The sequence below is a fragment of the Heliomarina sp. genome, assembly GCF_052826185.1.
Genome location: NZ_JBRBUI010000054.1, coordinates 832,757 through 853,281, shown reverse-complemented (window position 1 = coordinate 853,281; position 20,525 = coordinate 832,757). Strand labels below are relative to the sequence as shown.

Here is a 20,525-nt window from a genome sequence, read left to right as displayed (position 1 = left end):
GACTTTTGAATTGAAAAAGGCGTGGGCTGAATCGCACTCCACGCCTTTTTCATGTCTGGCGCTCACTACCGAAACACCAAGGTTCCGCGGCCCCTGCCCCTTTTCCGGTGCGGCCCCGCCGGATTAACCGGCGAGACTTGGCAGATAGAGAACGATGGCCGGGAAAGCCACGAGCAAGCCGATTGTCACCGCATCCGCGAGGAAGAAGGGCATCACACCCTTGAAAACATCCTGAACGCTCAAGTCGTCGCGTACCCCGGCCACAACAAAGCAGTTGAGACCAATGGGCGGTGTGATCAGGCAGAATTCGGCCATTTTCACCACGAGGATCCCGAACCAGATCGCGCACATGGTGCCGTTCATGCCAAAGGCACTGTCAGACGCCGAAACCATCTCGCCACCGTTCAGGGCCATGACCGCCGGATAGACCACCGGCAGGGTCAGCAGCAGCATTCCGATGGCGTCCATGAACATGCCCAGCACCGCATAGGCCAGCAGGATGCAGATCAGGATCAGCATCGGTGACATTTGCAGAGAGGTGATCCAGTCGGCAAAGGCGGCAGGCAATTCGGCAAAGCCAAGGAAGCGCACATAAATCAGCACGCCCCAGATGATCGTAAAGATCATCACCGTGAGCTTGGCCGTTTCCAGCAGCGCCGCCTTCAATTCACCCCAGCGCATGCCGCGATAGAGCGCCATCAGGAAGACGATGAACGCGCCGATGGCCCCGCCCTCGGTCGGTGTGCCCCAGGCATCGCCGAACGGGTTGTAGACAAAGAAGATAATGATCACGACCACGGCAAGGATCGGCAGAGCCGGTGGCAGTGAGGCGAACCTCTGCCCCCAAGTAAAGCCGCGCACCGGCGGGCCGACGGACTTGAAAGTGACGGCGATGCCGATGATCAGGACGGCATAGACGATAGCCGAGAAGACGCCGGGCAGAAAGCCTGCAAGCAGCAGCTTGCCCACGTCCTGTTCCACGATGATCGCGTAGATCACGAGGATCGCCGAAGGTGGGATCAGCGAGGCAAGCGTGCCCCCTGCCGCGACGACGCCGGCGGCGAATTTCTTGTCATACCCGACCTTGAGCATTTCCGGGATGGCGATACGGGCAAAGACCGCTGCCGTGGCGACGGAGGCGCCCGAAACGGCGGCAAAACCGGCCGTGGCAAAGACGGTCGACACCGCCAGCCCGCCCGGCACCCATGCGATCCAGCGCTTGGCAGCCTCGAACAGCGCGGTCGTAAGACGCGCGTAATAGGCGAGGTAGCCGATAAGGATAAAGACCGGGATCAGGCTGAGCACCTGTGCCGAGACCTTGGAATGCGGCGTCAGACCGGCGATGCGGACAGAGATTTCAAGCGCCTTGCCGAACCGTGCGGGGTCGTAATCCATCCCGTTCCAGCGCAGCCAGACAAGGCCGACGAATCCGGCCATACCGGCGGCAAAGGCCACGCGCATACCCAGAAGGACCATGACCAGCAGCCCGCCGGTGGTCCAGAGACCGATATCGATAGGCTCCATCAGTCGTGCCCTTCCATAAGTTCCGCTTCGTGCATGGCCTGTTCCGCCACGCTGAGGTTGAGGGGCACCGCGACGGGGCGGTCGATGTTATAGATAAACGCCCGGCCATAGCCGACGATCTGCAACAAAAGCCGCAGCACCAGCACCGCGAAAGCGATTGGCACGACCAGTTTCGAGGGCCACGTGGGCAGGCCGATGTCGATAGAACTGTCCCGGCTGCAGAACGGGCGCGAGCAATCGAAGGAACGCGCGAAATGGTCCCATGCCCCCCATGTCAGCGCGACGATCAGCACGAGGATCAGGATCACCGAGATCAGCTCGAACAGCCAGAGCACCCGGCCGCTGAGGTTGCCCACCAGCATGTCCATGCGGATATGGGTGCCGTCGCGCTGAACGTAGGAAATGCCCATGATCGCGATGATCGGCATCGCCGCTTCGATGTAGTCGATATAGCCCATCATCGGCGCGCCGAAGAATTTGCGGCTGATCACCGAATAAGCGGCAAGGAACATCAGCGAAAAGATTGCGAGACCGCTCAGCAAGGCGCAGAACCGTTCGACAGGCAGCAACGCCCTGTCCAGACGGCTCAAAAGGCTGGAGTCTTCAAGTACGGCGGCGCCACCGGCCATATCTCTGCCCCCTTATATTATCTGTGTTGAAAGCCATGTACCCGAGAGGTCATCACCACTCGGGTACTGGATTTGGAGACGCCCTGTTAAAGGCACAGCCCCCCGTTCGCAAGAGCGGGGAGACGAGGTTTAGTTGGTGCCTTTGGCTTTCGCCAGTTCGGCCTTGACCAGATCGAGAAGCTCTTGACCCGGCAGGCCCTGCGCTTCGATATCCTCGACCCAAGCGGCTGCAATCGGATCGGCGGCCTGTTCGCGGAAGGCGGCAAGCTCGTCTTCGCTGATCATGACCTTTTCAACGCCTTTTTCCTCGAGCACGGTATCCCAGCGCTTGAGCAGCTCACCGTAGTTTTCGAGATAGTAATCAATCGCCTCGGGAACGCTTTCGTCCAGCGCGGTGCGCTCTTCGTCCGAGAGCATTTCATAGGCGTCGATGTTGACCACCACCGGGCAGTTCACCGTGCCGGGGTTAAGGTTCGCGGTCCACCAGTCAGCCTGGTTGATCGTGCCAAAGGACAGGTGCGCGTGCTGAGCGAAAGCGACCGTGTCGACAACACCGGATTCCATCGCCTGATAGGCTTCGGAAGAGGTCACCGAGGTCGGCACCGCGCCGACTTTTTCAAAGGCTTCGCCAAGACCGCCGGTCGCACGGATACGCATGCCTTCGAATTCGGACAGCGTGGTGCGAGGCTCGCCGGTGCCGACAATGTTGTACTGAGGCATGGGCGAGGTCATCAGCAGCTTGGCATTCCACTGGGCCATTTCGTCCTGCACCGCCTGATTGGCGTAGACCGCGTTGGAAACCGCGACTTCCTGCTCAAGGTTCTCGACCCCGAGGAAGGGCAGTTCGAGCACGGTGATCAGGCGGTTCTTGTCCGGGTGATAACCGGCACAGAACTGTGCCATCTCGAAGGCACCGATCGAGATGCCGTCGAGGTTTTCGCGGTTCTTGGAGAGACCGCCGTAGCTGATGTTCATGGTGAACTCGCCATCGGTCTTTTCGCTGACCAGTTCCGCGAGCTTTTCGATATGCTCGGTAAAGGCGCGACGCTTGCCCCAGACCGACACATTCCATTCGGTCGCGGCCGCTTCGGTTGCAATTCCCATACCCAGCGCCGCCATTACGGCGCTTGTCATGAACTTGTTCATTGATTTTTCTCCCTTTTTCGCGGTCCTAAGATATCTCACATGCCGCTTGCGAGCGAAACTAGCTTGCACATCTCCGGTTGCCAAGCCCGAAGCACCGGGTTTTGTTGGATGAATGTCTTGCGTTAAGACGCTGAGTTGACGTGGCGGCGTGCGGAATCCCGGCCAACCGACCTTGGGGCACGAAATGCCGCACCCCTGCGGATCGACCCTGCCCCCTGTCGCATCAGGGATTTACGTAGCAAACGGAGAATTCATTTACAGCCTTTGCCCTGTTAAAATTGGGAATTGAACGAAATTTTAGCAAAAAGTTTACAAATACTGCACTGCAGAAAAAAATCCTTTACTGACAAATCGTTTCAGAACCGCCGCTTATTCCATTCTTTTCCAAGCAGGCTTATGATCCCCGCGAGGGGAGACGGCGCAGCCCGCGCGGGCGCGCAGGATCACACGAAGGCAGGATCACACGAAGATTGCTGGCCGGAAAACGCGACAGCCAAAGGGAGGAGCTTTGAATGAGCGATACAATCCAAGCCGAACAAACGAAGTCCACGACCTATCCACCGTCCGACGAGATCGTCGCCAAAGCTCATGTGGATGCGGACAAATATGACGCCATGTACAAGGCCTCGGTCGAGGATCCGGATGTCTTCTGGCGCGAGCAGGCACAGCGGATCGACTGGATCAAGCCATTCAGCACGGTCAAAGACATCGATTTCACGCTGGGTCAGGTCAAGATCAACTGGTTCGCCGATGGCGCGCTGAACGTATCGGCCAACTGCGTCGACCGGCATCTTGAGACGCGCGGCGATCAGACCGCGATCATCTGGGAGCCCGACGATCCCAAGGACGAGGCGCTGCATATCTCTTACCGGGAGCTGCACGAGCATGTCGGCAAGATGGCCAACGTGCTGAAATCGCTGGGTGTCGGCAAGGGCGACCGGGTTGTGCTTTACCTGCCGATGATCCCCGAGGCCGCCTATGCGATGCTGGCCTGCGCACGGATTGGCGCGATCCATTCCATTGTTTTCGCAGGTTTTTCGCCGGATGCGCTTGGCGCGCGGGTGAATGGCTGCGACGCCAAGCTGGTTATCACATCTGATGGCGCGCCGCGTGGCGGCCGGGTGACCAACCTCAAGGACAACGTGAACCAGGCGCTGCGCAACGACTTCGACGATGTGAAATGCCTGGTCGTCCGCCGCACCGGGCAGCAGATCGCTTTCCGCTCGGACCTGGATTTCTGGTACCATGAAGAGGTCGAGAAGGTCTCGGCCGACTGCCCGCCAGAAGAGATGAACGCCGAAGATCCGCTGTTCATCCTCTATACCTCCGGCTCGACCGGGCAACCCAAGGGCGTGGTGCACACGACTGGCGGTTACCTCGTTTATGCCGCGCTGACCCATGAGACGACGTTCGATTACCATGACGGTGATATCTACTGGTGCGGTGCCGATGTGGGCTGGGTCACCGGCCATACCTATATCGTCTACGGCCCGCTCGCCAATGGAGCGACCACGGTGATGTTCGAAGGCGTGCCGACCTATCCGGATGCCTCACGGTTCTGGCAGGTGATCGAAAAGCACAAGATCAACCAGTTTTACACCGCCCCCACCGCACTACGGGCGCTGATGGGTCAGGGCAATGACTATGTGACGAAATGCGACCGGTCCTCGCTGCGCATTCTTGGCACCGTGGGCGAGCCGATCAACCCCGAGGCATGGAACTGGTATTACAATGTGGTCGGTGACGGGCGCTGCCCGATTGTCGATACGTGGTGGCAGACCGAAACCGGTGGCCACATGATGACCCCCCTGCCCGGCGCCCATGCGCTGAAACCCGGCGCGGCGCAGCGACCGTTCTTTGGCGTGCAGCCCGTGGTGCTGGACCCGACCAGTGGCGAAATCGTCGAGGGCAACGGGGTCGAGGGCGTTCTTGCGATCCGCGACAGCTGGCCCGGACAGATGCGCACGGTCTGGGGCGATCATGAGCGGTTCGAAAAGACCTATTTCGCGGATTACAAAGGCTATTACTTCTCGGGCGACGGCTGCAAACGCGACGAGGACGGCGATTACTGGATCACCGGCCGGGTCGATGACGTGATCAACGTCTCGGGGCACCGGATGGGCACGGCCGAGGTCGAATCCGCGCTTGTCGCCCATTCCAAAGTCGCCGAGGCGGCGGTGGTCGGATACCCGCATGACATCAAGGGTCAGGGCATCTATTGCTACGTGACGCTGATGAACGGGGTCGAACCTTCGGACGAGCTGCGCGTGGAACTGCGCAACTGGGTCCGTCAGGAGATCGGCCCGATTGCGAGTCCGGACGTGCTGCAATGGGCGCCGGGCCTGCCCAAGACGCGCTCGGGCAAGATCATGCGGCGCATCCTTCGCAAGATCGCGGAAAACGATTTCGGCTCGCTTGGGGATACCTCGACACTGGCCGATCCGGCGGTGGTCGATGACCTGATCGAAAACCGACCGAACAAGGGATAGGCCGGATGGATACAGCAACCCTGACCCGCCCCGCCGTTCTGATTCTGCTGGGGCCTCCGGGCGCCGGCAAGGGCACGCAGGCCCGCATGCTGGAAGACCGTTTCGGCCTTGTGCAGCTATCGACCGGCGACCTGCTGCGCGAAGCCGTGGCCCAAGGGACCGAGGCGGGCAAGGCCGCCAAAGCCGTGATGGAAGCCGGGGAGCTTGTGTCGGATGAGATCGTCATCAATATCCTGCGCGACCGGCTTAAAGCGCCGGACGTGTCGCGCGGGGTGATCCTTGACGGGTTTCCGCGCACCACGATGCAGGCCGAAGCGCTTGATCATCTGCTGGCGGAGACCGGACAGAAGATCGACGCGGCGATCAGCCTTGAGGTGGACGATGCGGCGATGGTCGAGCGGATTTCGGGCCGTTACACCTGCGCGAACTGCGGTGAAGGCTATCACGACAGCTTCAAGACGCCCGAGGTCGATGGAGTCTGCGACGAATGCGGCGGCACCGAGATGAAGCGCCGCGCGGATGACAAGGCGGAAACCGTGGCAAGCAGGCTTGAGGCCTACCACGCCCAGACCGCACCGCTGATCGGATATTACCGCGACCGTGGCGTGCTGCAGGAAGTCGATGCGATGAAACCGATCAAGGACGTGGCGGGTACGGTGCAGTCGCTGACGGCCGACGTGATTTCCTGAATGGATGGCCGCGCCTTGCCTGGCGCGGCCTTTTCCCTAATGCCAGCTATTTTCCGGCGGTCTTGCGCGTCGGCGAGAACTTCATGCCCGGCGCTGACAGACGTTCTGCCGGACCGACCCAGGCATAGGCCAGCAGGCAGGGATCGTATTCGCCGGTGGTGATCCGGTGCTTTTCGTCCGTGCGATTCAGGATCAGCGACCCCGGTGCATAGACAGCCGTGTCGTTTTCCGACCACGCGCCGGCGATCGAAATATAGCTTTCCTCGATCTCCTGGTGGCTGTGCTGTGGATAGGTCGTTTTCGGCGCAAAGAGAACAAAGCCGAGGATCAGCGTATCGCTGACGATCGGCCCCTTGGGTCCAACCACTTCGCAATAGGCGTATTTCTTTTCCAGCGTTTTGGGCAGACGTTCATAGCCGTATTCCCATGTCAGCTGGTGCGAAACCCGGGACAGCGCCCTGCTCAGCCCCCGCATGACAGTGTTTTCGCCAAGGTCGAAAGCACGGCCAAGGTGTTCCACCACCGGCTTGGATTCCGGTTCGCGATGACAAAACGGCGGATCCCTTTCAAGGAGGCCGGCGATCTTCTCCCGCACCCGTTTGCGATGGCTGCGCACAGGACGGCTACCGCCCGCCGAGCCATAACGGTATAGCGCGTCGAATTCGCGTAGCAGATAGGTCCAGTTCGGGGCGTTGTGCAATTGATCTGTCATGCCCGGCACTATTCGAAGACATGTTCAGCGGCTCTTTTCCGGTTGCGTCACGCAATGCCCGTCCGCGACAGATTGAAGGTCAAAAAGTGTTAAAATCAGCGCTATTTGCGCGGGAAAATTTAGAATTAGGGGCGCCAATGAAAATTAGGGGCGCCAATGAAAACGACCGGCCGCAAGCGACCGGTCGTTGGAAAAAATCCGTCAGTGCAGGTATTCGAACCTGGCTTACATCTCGTGATGTTCCAATGTCAGATCGGCGATACCCACTGCGAGGTTCAGACCGTTCTGCGCATTCACGCTGATCGGCTGCAGAGCGATGGTTTCGTCCGAACCGCCAATCAGGACGTTTGCGCCAGCGCCGATACCGACCGTCGCTTCGGCCGAGACACCACCGTAGGAACCGGTCAGGGCACCTTTGCCGTAATCTTCGGTCGGGGCGAGCACCAGCCAGCTCATGACGCCATTCTGGGTCTTACCGATGTCGATGCCATACCGGTTGATCCTGCCGATGTAATGTTCGTCTTCGGCACCTTCATCAACCGGGTTAAAGGTGCAGTCGAGCTCCTTCGAGGACCCGAACACATAGCCGGTGCCGTCGCCCACATCACAGCTCAGCGAGCCTATTTCGGTGTGGTCGTTGTCTTGTGCCAGCGCAGACGTGCCTGCGAGCAGTGCAGCCGAAAGACCGATAGCGGGGATAAGTACCTTATTGAACATATTCTTACCTTTCACTTCTTCAGATGAAACTGCGGGATCACACACCCCGCTTGCTTCCTGTCCCAATCAACTCGGAACCTGCGGCGAGGTTCCACCGTTGATGAAAAGCGACGGGGGAGGTGGACAATGGCGCGTAGGCATGGCACCTCCGGGCGGTACTTTTGTAATGCAGGCAGCCCGCCGTCATGGCCCAACCCGACTTTGTTCCCGGCCCCGAGACCGAGGCTGCCTATCGCGAGGCGCTAAGCGCCTTTGGCACGGGTGTGACCGTTGTCACCACCATGACGGAAACCGGGCCTGTCGCGATGACGGCCAATTCCTTTGCCTCGGTATCGCTCGATCCGCCGCTGGTACTCTGGTGCCCGGCTAAATCGTCCAAGCGCCATGCGGTCTTTACGGCGGCAAAGCATTACGTGATCCATATCATCGCCGAGGACCAGAAAGAGATCGCGACGCATTTCGCCCGCACCGGCGACGATTTTTCCGGCGTCAACTGGCATCAGGGCGAAAACGACCTGCCGATCCTGTCAGGTTGCCTTGCGCGGTTCGACTGTCTTCGGCGCGATGTTCATGACGGGGGCGATCATTCCATTGTCGTCGGTCAGGTCGAACGGGCGTGGCACCGCCCGGGGCTGGGTCTGCTTTACAAGCGCGGCAAATACGGCGGATTCCTGCGCGAGGATTAATCGTCGAGCGAGCCATGCACCGCGAGCAGGTCGATCTCGGCCCCTCTTGCGGTGATCGTGCGATAGGCTTCGCGCACGCCGTCATCGTCCAGCTCACGCGCGACAGTAAGCAACGTATTCGGATCGTGCTCAGAGCACAGATCGGCCATATGTGCCAGTTCATCGCGCGCAACCATCAGGGCAGCTTCCCTTGACGGCGCGCCATAGAGTTCGACGAAATGCCGGGCTAGCGCCTCTTCGAGCCTCGCCATTTCCTCGGGCTGGATCTGGGTGACGGCGACAAAGGTTACCCGGCCAAAGGTCTCGAGCCCGAGCCAGCCATTTGCAAAGGCCTGACGCGCCTTGCCGGTCAGATCGGCCTCGCCCCAGTTGGAAAACTCGAACCCGCCCGAGATGCACCATTCCCCGGTCCGGGCCGGGGCGTGAAAGACGTTCATGTCGCTTTCGTCGAAATGAATGGCGCGGGCCAGTTTCATGTATCTGTCTCCAGCAGTGTCGTCAGCGGCAGCAGTTGCGTGGTTTCATCGTCGCGGATCAACATGCCGAATTTTTCGTCCACGCCAAGAAATTCCCCCTGATAGCCGCCCTGCGTGACCGGCTTGCCGACGCCTTCCAGCAGCGGCACCCAGTCGGCATGAACCGGCGCGTTGCCTTCCTCCGTCCAGCGATTGATCCAGACCAGCGTATGACGGGCCCATGCCTCGCAGAGGAGGACCGGATCGATATCGGCGCAGCCTTCTTCGTAGAGCGAAGTCTTGTCGGGGGAGAGGCCGGGATCATCGGCACCCAGTTGAATGGTCAGATCGAGCCCGACGATCAGCCAGTCGGGCACGGCATTGGGGTCCTGCGTCGCCCCCGCGACCCGGAACGCGCCGCAACACGCGCCATTGACCAGAATGTCACCCGCCCATGTCAGATGCACCGCCACTTCGGGCGGGGCCAATGCGCCAAGCGCGTTCTGGAACCCGACCGCGCAGATCGGCAGCATCGCCATGGCATCGGCAAGCGGCACCTCTGGCGCGACGATCAGCGCCGCGCGCAGCCGGTCGGGCTGGATGTCATGGACCAGCGTGCCGCCATCGCAGCCTTGTGCCGCCAAAGCGCGGGCGCGCACCATCGGGTCGGCGCCCGAAGCGGGCTCGCCCACCAGCAGCGGCGGCAGGCTGAGCCCTTGGTTCACGCGAGGCCCCGCGCCACCAAATCCCGTGCCACGACGCGGAATGCTGCGGCCTGCGCACTGTCGGGGCTGGTCGCCACGATCGGTGCGCCGCTGTCGGCAGCAGTGCGGATATCAAGATGCAACGGGATTTCCGCGAGCAGCGGCACGCCCAGCTTTTCAGCCTCGGCCTTGACGCCTCCATGACCAAAGACGTGTTCCTCATGCCCGCAGTTCGAGCAGATATGCGTGCTCATGTTCTCGATCATGCCAAGGATCGGCGTCTTGAGCTGGCGGAACATGTCGATCCCTTTGCGCGCATCCAGCAGCGCGACGTCCTGCGGTGTCGAGACGATGATCGCGCCGTCGATCTCAAACTTCTGGCTGAGGGTCAGCTGCACGTCCCCGGTGCCGGGCGGCAGGTCGATGATCAGGATGTCGAGGGCACCCCATTGCACCTGGTTCATCATCTGCTGCAGCGCGCCCATCAGCATCGGCCCGCGCCAGACCACCGCCTGATCCTCGTTAGTCATCAGGCCCATCGACATCATGGTGACGCCATGGTTGCGCAGCGGCAGGATGATCTTTCCATCGGGCGACGCGGGACGGCCGCTCACCCCCAGCATGCGGGGTTGGGACGGTCCGTAGACGTCGGCATCGAGCAGCCCGACGCGGCGGCCTTCGGCGGCCAGCGCCACGGCGAGGTTCGCGGCGACGGTGGATTTGCCCACCCCGCCCTTGCCGCTGGCGATGGCGATGATGTGATCCACCCCGGCCACCCGCTGCGGCGGTGTCGCCGAAGGCTTGGGCTTGGGTTTCAGCTCGGGCGGCGCCTTCTGGCTATGGGCCGTCATCATGACCGAGGCCTTTTCGACCCCGGGCAATGCCTTGACGCGGGCTTCGGCCTCGGCGCGCACCGGTTCCATTGCCTCGGCCCGGGCCGGGTCGATTTCCAGCACGAAACGCACCTGCCCGTCCTCGACATTCAACGCCCGCACGATACCGGCGGCGACGATGTCACTGCCGCTGACCGGATCCTTGATATTCTTCAGTTCCGCGAGAACCGCGTCCCGGCTTGCCATGTCTTACTCGTTCCCTTTGATCGTCCCGGTGACCTCGTGATGGACATCGAGCCCGTCAACCGTCAGCACCACCTTGGCCGTGAAACTGTCACCCGGCTTGGCATCCTTTTTGCGCAGCCCTTCCTCGATGGCCTGCTGGCTAGTCACGCCAACCTGTTTCAGGAACTTGCGCATCGACATGTTGAAATCGTCGCTCATCACCCGTTCTCCTTTATCGTGATCAGGTACGTTCTGCCTGAGAGGCGCAGCCTCCGCCAGCCCCCAGTTGGTTTAGTGATCCCGGCGCGCGTTCAGATAATCGTCCGTGGTGCGCGGCCGTGGCCGTTCCTTGCCCTTGAACGGATTGTCATCGCTGTGGAATTGCGCGTTCACCCGGCAATTGTCGCACATCTGGATCATCCGCGCCTGCGCCGTCGTGGCAAACATCGGATGGGTGCCCGAGAGCTTTTCCATCACCCGCTCGATGGTGGATTTCACGCCAAATAGCGATCCGCATTCGATGCAGGCAAAAGGTTCTTCCTCGTTCAGGATTTTCTGAGTCAGCGCGGCTTCGCTCAGGTCCAGACGGGGTTCGAGCGTGATCGCATCCTCGGGGCAGATGTTGCGGCAGAGGCCACATTGCAGGCAGGCATCCTCCTGAAACCGGAGCTGCGGCATGTCGGGGTTGTCCATCAGCGCCCCGGACGGGCACAGCGATACGCAGCTAAGGCAAAGTGTGCAGGCATCCGTATCCACCAGCACCGCGCCATAGGGCGCGTTTTCCGGCAGGGGCAGCGGTGCCTCGGCGCTGCGATTCAACGCCTGCGCCGAGAGCCTGGCGACCTGGCGACGATTGCCAAGCGGCAGGATGGGTTTGCCGATATTTGCCTGTTTTTCAGCGGCGTAGAGCGCGTCGCTCATCCGGTCAGGGTCGCTTTCGTCGAGCAGCGTGACGCGGCCAGAACCCGCAATGGCCTCGCAAAGCGCGCTTTCGCGCCTCAGGGCGTCGCGTTCAGTTGTCGGGGCAAGCAGGATGGTGACATCGCTGAACCCGAGTGCCAGCGCCGCCAGCATCTCGGCATGACCAAAGCCCGAGATCACCTCGAGCTCAAACGGGATGACATCCGCCGGAAGCCCGCGGCCGAAACGCGCCGCAAGGCGGATCATCTCGGCCCCGTGTTTTTCATGCACGAAGAGCCGGGGCGCATTGTCTGCCGCAGATGAATAGGTGCCCGCAAGCACCTGAAGACGCGAGACAAGATTCGAGAGCGGCGGGTCGTCATAGGTGATCGCCGTCGAGGGGCACAGGGCCGCGCAGGCACCACAACCCGCGCAGATTGACGGATCGATCGCCACGTGATCGCCATCGGGCAGGATTGCCCCCGTCGGGCAGATATCAAGGCAGTTGGAGCAGCCGGTCTGGCCAGCGCGGGAATGGGCGCAAAGCGATTGGTCGAGCCGCACGTAAAGCGGTTTTTCAAAAGTCCCGACAAGTTGCACCGCATCGAAAGCCAAACGCGACAGCGCCAGCGGATCATGCGGATCGGCCCGCAGATAGCCGTCGCGTTTCTGCGGCGCGGGGACGAGGGGCGTATCGCCTGTCACGTCGATGACGATATCGCATTCCGATTCCGCCCCGTCGCGGGGCGGGGCAAAGGTGAATTCGCCACGCCCGCCCGGCTCAAGTTCTTGGAAACCATCGATTTCCACCCTGAAACCCCCCAGAGCGCCGCTCAGACGCCGGATACGGCCACGGACGCAGTCAAACCGCCGGTCCATTGGCGGTTCCGCCTCGTCGGTCAGCACCACAGTGACGGCGAGCGACTCTGCCAGCATCTCGGCCATGGGGAGCGCGGCGCGGGCCGGGCCGGTGACAAGGCAGACGCCTTCGCTGATCACATCGAAACTTTGCGACCGGGCCGAGGGCAGCTGGGATTCGGCGACGAGAGCTGCCATTTTCGGCCCGGCCTTTGCGCCCTCTTCGGACCAGCCTGCGCGGTCGCGCAGATCTACGAAACCGGGCGCATCGACGCCGAGCTCTGCCGCGAGATCCTCGAACACCGCCTGTTCCTGCCCGCAGGCGATGGTCATGTCAGGTTCCATCAGAAAGCGTGCCGCCTTGGTTATTTCGCGGGTACAAAGCGCCGTATGGACGCGGGAACAGGTCAGCCCGCCTGCCTCGATCGCATCCACATCAAGACGCTGACTTCCCGCGCAATCGCACAGAATTATCTTGCCTGTCATTCCCTGCTCTCCCCTCGGGTCAGCGCGGAACAGTGTACCGCTGTGCGGTCATTTTTCCTGCCACGCTGCTTCTGGACGACACTAGCGCGATCCGGGCCGCCGCTGCCACCCCGAACTGGTCAGAAAATCTGATCACTTTCCGCGAATGAGGCTTGGCCATCGGGACGAAAAGTTACATAGTCGGACCAGTTGCACAGATCATAAGCCAACGAAAGCATAGCCTTGATCGAAACGACGACCATTCGCGCGGAGATGCCGCTGGGCATCGTCATTCGCAGAATGCCTGGTGTGACCCGCTGGGCAAAATGGCACTGGCGTGCGGTCGCCGTGCTGCCGGGCGCGCGTCCGGCAGATTGGGCAGAGCTGCGCCGCGATGGCGAAACGGTCGAGTATCACGCGGCAACAAAGGTGCTGACGCTCTGGGCCACGGATACCGAAGCATACCTCACGAACCTCGCGGACAAGGTGCCATCGATCTACGTGGTTTTGCGCGAAAGCACTGATCGCAACAAGCCGCTGGAGGTTCTTCTGGTGACCGCTTCGCCCTATGAGGGGCAGGATTACGCGGATAACGGCGAGGATATCGTCGAAAAGGTGGCGATGCCTGACGGTCTGGCCGCGTGGGTGCGCCGCTTTGCGCAGGAGCATCACGAAGATGAAGCTTTTGTTAAGCGTCGGCGCGATAAAAAACGCGTGGACCTGACCGAAGACGGAAAGGGCGATGCGCGCATCCGGCAGGTTTCCGATGTGTATCGCGCGCCGCGAAGGATGATGCCATGACCGAGCGGAAAGATTTCTGGAGCCGCCGAAAGGCAGCCGTCAGGGCCGAGGAAAGTGCTGCGCAAGTAATGACCGAGGCGCAGATCCGCGAGGGTGTGGTAGCCGAAAAGGACGACGCCACCCTGCTGGCGGAACTGGACCTGCCCCACCCGGAAACCCTGCAAGCGGGCGACGATATCCGCGCCTTCATGGCCAAGGCCGTGCCGGAGCATCTGCGGCGCATGGCCCTGCGCCGGTTGTGGAAAGTCAATCCGGTGCTGGCGAATGTAGACGGCCTTGTCGAATACGGCGAGGATTTCACCGACAGCGCCACGGTAGTCGAAAATCTGCAGACGACCTATCAGGTCGGCAAGGGAATGTTGTCGCATATCAAGGCGATGGCGCGCGACGCTGACGTGGAAGAGATCGAAGAGACGCCTGAAGAACTGGTGGCAGAGACCGAAGCCGAACCCGAACCAGCACCAGCGGTACAAGCCGAGACCACGGCGCGACCGGCAGAGGTTGTCGAAGACCGACGCCCCCGGCGCATGCGGTTCCGTTTTACTGAAGCGACGCCACAGGATACCTGGGTGGAAAGCGCATGAACGACACGTCTGAAATGATTGAAATCCCAGAAGAAGACCGGATGCGCGCCGATCTTTACGATTTTCTCGGGCTATTGCTTGCCCGTCCTCCATCTCAGACGGTCCTGACGCGGACGGCGGCGCTTTCGGGCGATGACACCGCGCTTGGCCAGTCCATCAGCGGGCTGGCGCGGGTCGCCCACGTGACCAAGCCCGCCGCGGCGGAACGGGAGTTCAACGCGCTGTTCATCGGGCTCGGGCGCGGCGAACTGCTCCCGTACGCCAGTTATTACCTGACCGGGTTCCTGAACGAAAAACCCCTGGCCCAGTTGCGGTCAGACATGGCGGCGCGCGGCATCACCCGCGCCCCGAACGTTTATGAACCCGAAGACAACATCGCCTCGCTGATGGAGATGATGGGCGGCATGATCGCCGGTCGCTTTGGTCAGCCGGCAGGCCTCGCGACACAGCAGGAATTCTGGAATCGGCACATCGGCCCCTGGGCCGCGCATTTCTTTGCCGATCTCGAAGCAGCGAAGAATTCGGTGTTTTACGCCTCGGTCGGGGCAATCGGACGCAATTACATGGAAATCGAAAAAGAAGGTTTCCGCATGGCCGCAGCCTGACCGGCGCGGTACCTGCCACGATGAACGGGGCGGGATAAAGGAAGAAGAAAAGGAAGGGAGGAGACCCCGATGACCAAGAAAAACGAAGACGGTGCAAGCCGCCGCGATTTTCTGAAACTTGCCGGAACTGCGGCCCCTGCCGCCGTGGCTGCCGCCGCGATGAGCGGGACCGAGGCACAGGCCGCCGAAGCCCCCGTCAACGAGACGCGGCTACAGGATACCGAACATACCCGGGCCTATTACGAAAGCGCCCGCTTCTAGTTTCATGACGGGCACCGAGGCGCCAGCGACTGGTGTCGCGGATGATCGGTGACGGAGATCGCCCCCGCAGTGGCTTGGTTTGGCCATCACGCGGGAGGAGAAGAACAGGAACCATGCCAGCCGAGCGAAACGGCGAGCTTTGGAGGACAAGAAGATGCTGAGGAAAAAGACCAATGGGGTGGCGCGACGCCCGCAGCGGACAAGTGTTCTTTCCCGTGTCGGGGAAAGTACTGTTGACCGCCGCGCCTTTCTGCGCGGCTCGGGGCTGGCCATCGGTGGCCTCGCCGCGGTCGGCGCAACCGGCGGTACAGTCACCCGCGCCACGGCGCAATCTGCGGCACAGACGGCGGTTGAAACCATCAAATCGGTCTGCACCCATTGCTCGGTCGGCTGCACGGTGATTGCCGAGGTCGAAAACGGCGTCTGGACCGGACAGGAACCCGGCTGGGACAGCCCGTTCAACCTTGGCGCCCATTGCGCGAAAGGCGCATCGGTGCGCGAGCACGCCCATGGCGAGCGGCGGCTCAAGTATCCGATGAAGAAAGTCGGCGGCGAATGGACCCGGATCAGCTGGGAAGACGCGATCAACGAGATCGGCGACCAGATGAACGTGATCCGCGAGGAGAGCGGTCCCGACAGCGTCTACTGGCTCGGCTCGGCCAAGCATTCCAATGAACAGGCCTACCTCTTCCGCAAGTTCGCCGCCTACTGGGGCACGAACAACGTCGACCACCAGGCGCGGATCTGCCACTCCACCACCGTTGCGGGGGTGGCGAACACATGGGGCTACGGCGCCATGACCAACAGCTACAACGATATCCATAACTCCAAGGCGATCTTCATCATTGGCGGCAACCCCGCCGAGGCGCATCCGGTCTCGCTCCAGCACCTGCTGAAGGCGAAAGAGCAGAACAACGCGCCGCTGATCGTCTGCGATCCGCGTTTCACGCGTACGGCGGCCCATGCGGACGAATTCGTCCGGTTGCGCCCGGGCAGCGACGTGGCGCTGGTCTGGGGCATCCTCTGGCATCTTTTCGAGAACGGATGGGAGGACAAGGAATTCATCCGCACCCGTGTCTGGGGCATGGACCAGATCCGCGACGAGGTGAAAAAATGGACGCCCGAGGAAACCGAGCGCGTGACCGGCGTACCCGGCAGCCAGCTCAAGCGCGTGGCGCGGACGCTGGCGAACAACCGCCCCGGCACGGTGATCTGGTGCATGGGCGGCACCCAGCACACGACGGGCAACAACAACACTCGCGCCTATTGCATCCTGCAGCTGGCGCTGGGGAATATGGGCACCGCAGGCGGCGGCACCAATATCTTCCGCGGCCATGACAACGTGCAGGGCGCAACCGACCTTGGTGTGTTGTCGCACACCCTGCCCGGCTATTACGGGCTGTCCGATGGCGCCTGGGCGCATTGGGCACGCGTCTGGGGCGAAGACCTGGACTGGCTGAAAGGCCAGTTCGCCACCGTCAAGGGCGAGGGTGGCGAGGATCAGAACCTGTGCACCCTGACCGGCATCCCGGTCAGCCGCTGGATCGACGGCGTGCTGGAAGATCCGGCCAACACAGATCAGCCGAACCCGGTCCGGGCGATGGTCCTTTGGGGTCACGCGCCGAACTCGCAGACGCGGATGAAGGAAATGAAGACGGCGATGGAAAAGCTCGACATGCTTGTCGTGATCGATCCCTATCCGACCGTTTCCGCCGTGATGAACGACCGCACCGATGGCGTCTATCTGCTGCCGGCCGCGACCCAGTTCGAAACGCGTGGCTCGGTGACTGCTTCGAACCGGTCGCTTCAGTGGCGCGAACAGGTGGTACAGCCGCTGTTCGAATCCAAGCCTGACCATGAGATCATCGGCCTGTTCGCGAACAAGTTCGGCTTTGCCGACCGCCTGTTCCGCAACATCGAGATGGACGATGCGAACACGCCCAACGTCGAAAGCACGCTGCGCGAGATCAACAAGGGCATGTGGACCATCGGCTATACCGGGCAGACGCCTGAACGGCTCAAGATGCACATGGAGAACCAGCAGACCTTTGACCGCACCACGCTGCAGGCGGTCGGCGGTCCTGCCGATGGCGACTATTACGGTCTGCCATGGCCCTGCTGGGGCACGGCCGAGATCAACCACCCCGGCACGCCGAACCTTTACGACATGTCGAAACCTGTGGCCGAAGGCGGCCTGACCTTCCGCGCCCGTTTCGGGGTGGAACGCGATGGTGAAAACCTGCTGGCCGAAGGTGTTTATTCGGTCGGATCGGAAATCCAGGACGGCTATCCCGAGTTCACCTACCAGATGCTGATGGATCTGGGCTGGGACGGCGATCTGACCCGCGAGGAAAAGATCGTCATGGGCGGCATCGTCGGTTTCGAGGGGCTTGATGCCACGGTCGGCGAAAGCGATGACGGCGACGATGGCACCACCTCGCCCAGCGGCGATCAGGCCTCGAACGAGGAGGTCGGCGAACAGTCGATGTCCCCCTTCCCGTCCGACTATGACGAGAAGGTCGCCGCGATCAACTGGAAGACCGACCTCTCGGGCGGTATCCAGCGGGTTGCGATTGCCCATGGCTGCGCGCCCTTTGGCAATGCCAAGGCCCGAGCCGTGGTCTGGACCTTCCCCGATCCGGTGCCTGTCCACCGCGAGCCGCTTTATTCGAACCGGCGCGATCTGGTGGCGGATTACCCGACCTACGAAGACCGCAAGTTCTACCGTCTGCCGACCATGTACGAGTCGATCCAGAAGAACGACTTTTCCGAAGAATATCCGATCATCCTGACCTCGGGTCGTCTGGTCGAATACGAAGGCGGCGGGGACGAGACACGGTCCAACCCGTGGCTGGCGGAATTGCAGCAGGACATGTTTGTCGAGATCAATACCCGCGACGCCAACAACCTTGGGGTCCGGGACGGCACGCAGGTCTGGGTCGAAGGCCCGGAAGGCGGCAAGGTCAAGGTGATGGCGATGGTCACCAACCGGGTAGGCGCGGGCGTAGCCTTTATGCCCTTCCACTTTGGCGGCCATTTCGAGGGTGTCGACCTGCGGGACAAGTACCCGGATGGCGCGGACCCTTATGTTCTGGGCGAAAGTACCAACGTCGCGCAGACCTATGGCTATGACTCGGTGACCCAGATGCAAGAGACCAAGGCGACTCTCTGCAAGATCTGGGCAGCGTAAGGAGGAGAACGATATGGCTAGAGCAAAATTTCTCTGCGATGCCGAACGCTGCATCGAGTGCAATGCCTGCGTCACCGCATGCAAGAACGAACACGAAGTGCCCTGGGGCATCAACCGCCGCCGGGTGGTGACAATTAATGACGGCGATCCGGGCGAACGCTCGATCTCGGTTGCCTGCATGCATTGCTCGGACGCGCCCTGCATGGCGGTCTGCCCGGTGGACTGTTTCTACCAGAACGAGGAAGGCATCGTCCTGCATTCCAAGGATCTCTGCATCGGCTGTGGCTATTGCTTTTACGCCTGCCCCTTTGGCGCGCCGCAATACCCGCAGGCGGGCAATTTCGGATCGCGCGGCAAGATGGACAAATGCACCTTCTGCGCCGGCGGCCCCGAGGAAAACAACTCGGCAGCCGAATTCGCCAAATACGGGCGCAACCGGATCGCCGAGGGCAAACTGCCGATCTGCGCCGAGATGTGTTCGACCAAGGCACTGCTTGCAGGCGATGGCGACACAGTTTCGGCAATCTACCGCGAACGCGTCGTGGCACGCGGCTTTGGCTCGGGCGCATGGGGCTGGGGCACAGCCTATGACCAAAAGGGCAACTAAGCCCCTTTGATTTATGACTAAACGCAAAGCCCCGGCCCTGTGCCGGGGCTTTTTGCATCTGATCCGCATCCGCCTGTCACAACTCAGCCGCGCGCGCATCGAAATGGCGCATTGTCCGGGACGGCGGGGTTAGGGTAAAATTCCCGTTATCCGATTTCCTGATTTCTATTTTCCTTCATCCCCTTTCACGAGGTAATCCTCATGGCTACCGTTACCTTTTTTCCTGTCGGGTCGGGCAATTCGACCTATTACAACCTGCTGGATGCCCTGCGAGTCGATGGCGCGGTCAGCGCCGATGCGACGACGATTGTCGGCGTGACGACTCTCTACGCCTACCAGTTCTATGACCCCTACTACCCCTATCCGCCCTATGGCGGGGACGAGATCGCGGATGTCACCATCGCGGGCAGCTTTACCTATGGCGATCTTGCGACCGTTTCGGGCACGATTTCTTCGATCACGGTAAGCGTTGATGGCGAAGACCTGATGGAGATCACCGGTATCAATGGCGACGCAAGCCGGATCTGGGCCTTGCTGAACGGCGGTTCAGGATATCAGGTCGAAGTCTTCAGCGGAAACGACACGTTCAACGGCACCGATGAATCCGACTACTTTCAAGGCTATGACGGGCGGGACAAGCTGTTTGGCATGGCGGGCTACGACAGCCTGTACGGGGGCGACAACAATGACCGGATACGCGGCGGCGATGGTGGCGACTATCTTTACGGCGGCAAGGGCAGCGACCGGATGTTCGGAAATGCCGGGCGCGACAACCTTTATGGCGGCGGCGGTGACGACCATATGTCCGGCGGTGCCGGGCGCGACTGGATCGTCGGCGGGCGTGGTGACAACATCATGGATGGCGGCGCCAAGAACGACACCCTGATTTCCGACAATGCCAGCAATGCCCTGACCGGCGGCAGCGGCAACGACACCTTCATCTTCAAGAAATTCGGCGAGGACGACCTGACGATCGCGCACACGATCATGGATTTCGAAGAGGGAGACACGCTGCTTTTCACCGAATTCCGCCGCAATATGGAGCTGGAATTCACCCAGGACGGCAATGATGTCGTCATCACTTTTAACAACAATATGGTCACCGTTCTCGACGCTGTGCTGGCCGAGGTGGAAAGCGCCGTGGATACCGTGCGCTACGACTATTACTACTAAGCGACGCCACCGGGCCGGTTTCCCGACCGGCCCGGGCACCCCAAGACTTGGAATGAGGGAGGGCTTGCTCGGTTCTGTCAGGAAACTGTAACTGTCCGGCCAAGCGCCCACCTTCCACCAGCACATTAACCTTCCTTAACATGAGACTGTAAATGTTAAGATTTCCGGATTGAAAACCTTACCCCACATCCCGGGATAAACCTGACTTTCATCCGCATTTTCTTTGCAAATCCCCCGGAAAGAGCTAGGTTTGAGGCAATTGATTACGGGGA

The 20,525-nt window shown here is 61.2% G+C and carries 20 protein-coding genes; 10 read left to right on the top strand and 10 right to left on the bottom strand.

Features of this window, described 5'->3' with window-relative positions:
- Nucleotides 1-123 precede the first annotated feature (123 nt).
- From ACU0FH_RS22255 to ACU0FH_RS22245, 3 genes are all read right to left on the bottom strand, one after another.
- Nucleotides 124-1,524 (bottom strand): TRAP transporter large permease, encoded by a 1,401-nt coding sequence (locus ACU0FH_RS22255; RefSeq protein ID WP_446196862.1) that lies wholly within the window; start codon nucleotides 1,522-1,524, stop codon nucleotides 124-126.
- Complete coding sequence (locus ACU0FH_RS22250) at nucleotides 1,524-2,153, bottom strand: TRAP transporter small permease subunit (RefSeq protein ID WP_446196861.1); 630 nt, start codon at nucleotides 2,151-2,153, stop codon at nucleotides 1,524-1,526. The genes ACU0FH_RS22255 and ACU0FH_RS22250 overlap by 1 nt, the downstream gene beginning before the upstream one ends.
- Before the next feature lie 129 nt (nucleotides 2,154-2,282).
- Nucleotides 2,283-3,299 carry a C4-dicarboxylate TRAP transporter substrate-binding protein gene (locus ACU0FH_RS22245; protein ID WP_238370320.1) on the bottom strand — a complete coding sequence of 339 codons (1,017 nt, stop codon included), beginning with the start codon at nucleotides 3,297-3,299 and terminating at the stop codon, nucleotides 2,283-2,285.
- A 512-nt stretch (nucleotides 3,300-3,811) separates the two neighbouring features.
- Here ACU0FH_RS22245 and acs point away from each other — a divergent pair.
- Nucleotides 3,812-5,788, top strand: a complete 1,977-nt coding sequence (acs, locus tag ACU0FH_RS22240) for an acetate--CoA ligase (protein ID WP_446196860.1) — start codon at nucleotides 3,812-3,814, stop codon at nucleotides 5,786-5,788.
- 5 nt (nucleotides 5,789-5,793) lie between these two features.
- Nucleotides 5,794-6,477 carry an adenylate kinase gene (locus ACU0FH_RS22235; protein WP_446196859.1) on the top strand — a complete coding sequence of 228 codons (684 nt, stop codon included), beginning with the start codon at nucleotides 5,794-5,796 and terminating at the stop codon, nucleotides 6,475-6,477.
- A gap of 46 nt (nucleotides 6,478-6,523) precedes the next feature.
- On the opposite strand, the gene ACU0FH_RS22230 is transcribed toward ACU0FH_RS22235, so the two are convergent.
- Complete coding sequence (locus ACU0FH_RS22230) at nucleotides 6,524-7,189, bottom strand: dimethylsulfonioproprionate lyase family protein (protein ID WP_446196858.1); 666 nt, start codon at nucleotides 7,187-7,189, stop codon at nucleotides 6,524-6,526.
- 225 nt (nucleotides 7,190-7,414) lie between these two features.
- On the bottom strand, nucleotides 7,415-7,906 hold the full coding sequence (locus ACU0FH_RS22225; protein ID WP_446196857.1) for a DUF992 domain-containing protein: 492 nt from the start codon (nucleotides 7,904-7,906) through the stop codon (nucleotides 7,415-7,417).
- A gap of 185 nt (nucleotides 7,907-8,091) precedes the next feature.
- On the opposite strand from ACU0FH_RS22225, the gene ACU0FH_RS22220 reads away from it, so the two are divergent.
- Nucleotides 8,092-8,592, top strand: a complete 501-nt coding sequence (locus tag ACU0FH_RS22220) for a flavin reductase family protein (RefSeq protein ID WP_446196856.1) — start codon at nucleotides 8,092-8,094, stop codon at nucleotides 8,590-8,592.
- Here ACU0FH_RS22220 and ACU0FH_RS22215 read toward each other — a convergent pair.
- The 5 genes from ACU0FH_RS22215 to ACU0FH_RS22195 all read right to left on the bottom strand — a co-directional run bounded on the left by ACU0FH_RS22215 (nucleotide 8,589) and on the right by ACU0FH_RS22195 (nucleotide 13,053).
- A complete protein-coding gene (locus ACU0FH_RS22215) occupies nucleotides 8,589-9,068 on the bottom strand; it encodes a DUF6505 family protein (RefSeq protein ID WP_446196855.1) in 480 nt (159 codons plus the stop codon). The genes ACU0FH_RS22220 and ACU0FH_RS22215 overlap by 4 nt on opposite strands.
- Complete coding sequence (locus ACU0FH_RS22210; RefSeq protein ID WP_446196854.1) at nucleotides 9,065-9,772, bottom strand: DUF4444 domain-containing protein; 708 nt, start codon at nucleotides 9,770-9,772, stop codon at nucleotides 9,065-9,067. Before ACU0FH_RS22210 ends, ACU0FH_RS22215 begins: the two co-directional genes overlap by 4 nt.
- On the bottom strand, nucleotides 9,769-10,830 hold the full coding sequence (apbC, locus tag ACU0FH_RS22205; RefSeq protein ID WP_446196853.1) for an iron-sulfur cluster carrier protein ApbC: 1,062 nt from the start codon (nucleotides 10,828-10,830) through the stop codon (nucleotides 9,769-9,771). The genes ACU0FH_RS22210 and apbC overlap by 4 nt, the downstream gene beginning before the upstream one ends.
- Nucleotides 10,831-10,833: 3 nt before the next feature.
- The gene (locus ACU0FH_RS22200; RefSeq protein ID WP_446196852.1) at nucleotides 10,834-11,028 is read right to left on the bottom strand and encodes a DUF6494 family protein; all 195 of its coding nucleotides are present in this window, start codon (nucleotides 11,026-11,028) and stop codon (nucleotides 10,834-10,836) included.
- 72 nt (nucleotides 11,029-11,100) lie between these two features.
- Complete coding sequence (locus ACU0FH_RS22195; protein WP_446196851.1) at nucleotides 11,101-13,053, bottom strand: 4Fe-4S binding protein; 1,953 nt, start codon at nucleotides 13,051-13,053, stop codon at nucleotides 11,101-11,103.
- Between the two features lie 252 nt (nucleotides 13,054-13,305).
- On the opposite strand from ACU0FH_RS22195, the gene ACU0FH_RS22190 reads away from it, so the two are divergent.
- The 7 genes from ACU0FH_RS22190 to ACU0FH_RS22160 all read left to right on the top strand — a co-directional run bounded on the left by ACU0FH_RS22190 (nucleotide 13,306) and on the right by ACU0FH_RS22160 (nucleotide 20,253).
- Nucleotides 13,306-13,833, top strand: a complete 528-nt coding sequence (locus ACU0FH_RS22190) for a DUF3305 domain-containing protein (protein ID WP_446197009.1) — start codon at nucleotides 13,306-13,308, stop codon at nucleotides 13,831-13,833.
- Nucleotides 13,830-14,417 (top strand): DUF3306 domain-containing protein, encoded by a 588-nt coding sequence (locus ACU0FH_RS22185; RefSeq protein WP_446196850.1) that lies wholly within the window; start codon nucleotides 13,830-13,832, stop codon nucleotides 14,415-14,417. The genes ACU0FH_RS22190 and ACU0FH_RS22185 overlap by 4 nt, the downstream gene beginning before the upstream one ends.
- Nucleotides 14,414-15,022 carry a TorD/DmsD family molecular chaperone gene (locus ACU0FH_RS22180; protein WP_446196849.1) on the top strand — a complete coding sequence of 203 codons (609 nt, stop codon included), beginning with the start codon at nucleotides 14,414-14,416 and terminating at the stop codon, nucleotides 15,020-15,022. Before ACU0FH_RS22185 ends, ACU0FH_RS22180 begins: the two co-directional genes overlap by 4 nt.
- Before the next feature lie 69 nt (nucleotides 15,023-15,091).
- Nucleotides 15,092-15,283, top strand: a complete 192-nt coding sequence (locus ACU0FH_RS22175; protein ID WP_238370308.1) for a ubiquinol-cytochrome c reductase iron-sulfur subunit N-terminal domain-containing protein — start codon at nucleotides 15,092-15,094, stop codon at nucleotides 15,281-15,283.
- A gap of 154 nt (nucleotides 15,284-15,437) precedes the next feature.
- Complete coding sequence (locus ACU0FH_RS22170; protein ID WP_446196848.1) at nucleotides 15,438-18,473, top strand: formate dehydrogenase subunit alpha; 3,036 nt, start codon at nucleotides 15,438-15,440, stop codon at nucleotides 18,471-18,473.
- A gap of 13 nt (nucleotides 18,474-18,486) precedes the next feature.
- A complete protein-coding gene (gene fdh3B, locus ACU0FH_RS22165) occupies nucleotides 18,487-19,080 on the top strand; it encodes a formate dehydrogenase FDH3 subunit beta (RefSeq protein ID WP_088632752.1) in 594 nt (197 codons plus the stop codon).
- 201 nt (nucleotides 19,081-19,281) lie between these two features.
- On the top strand, nucleotides 19,282-20,253 hold the full coding sequence (locus ACU0FH_RS22160) for a calcium-binding protein (RefSeq protein WP_446196847.1): 972 nt from the start codon (nucleotides 19,282-19,284) through the stop codon (nucleotides 20,251-20,253).
- Nucleotides 20,254-20,525: the final 272 nt, after the last annotated feature.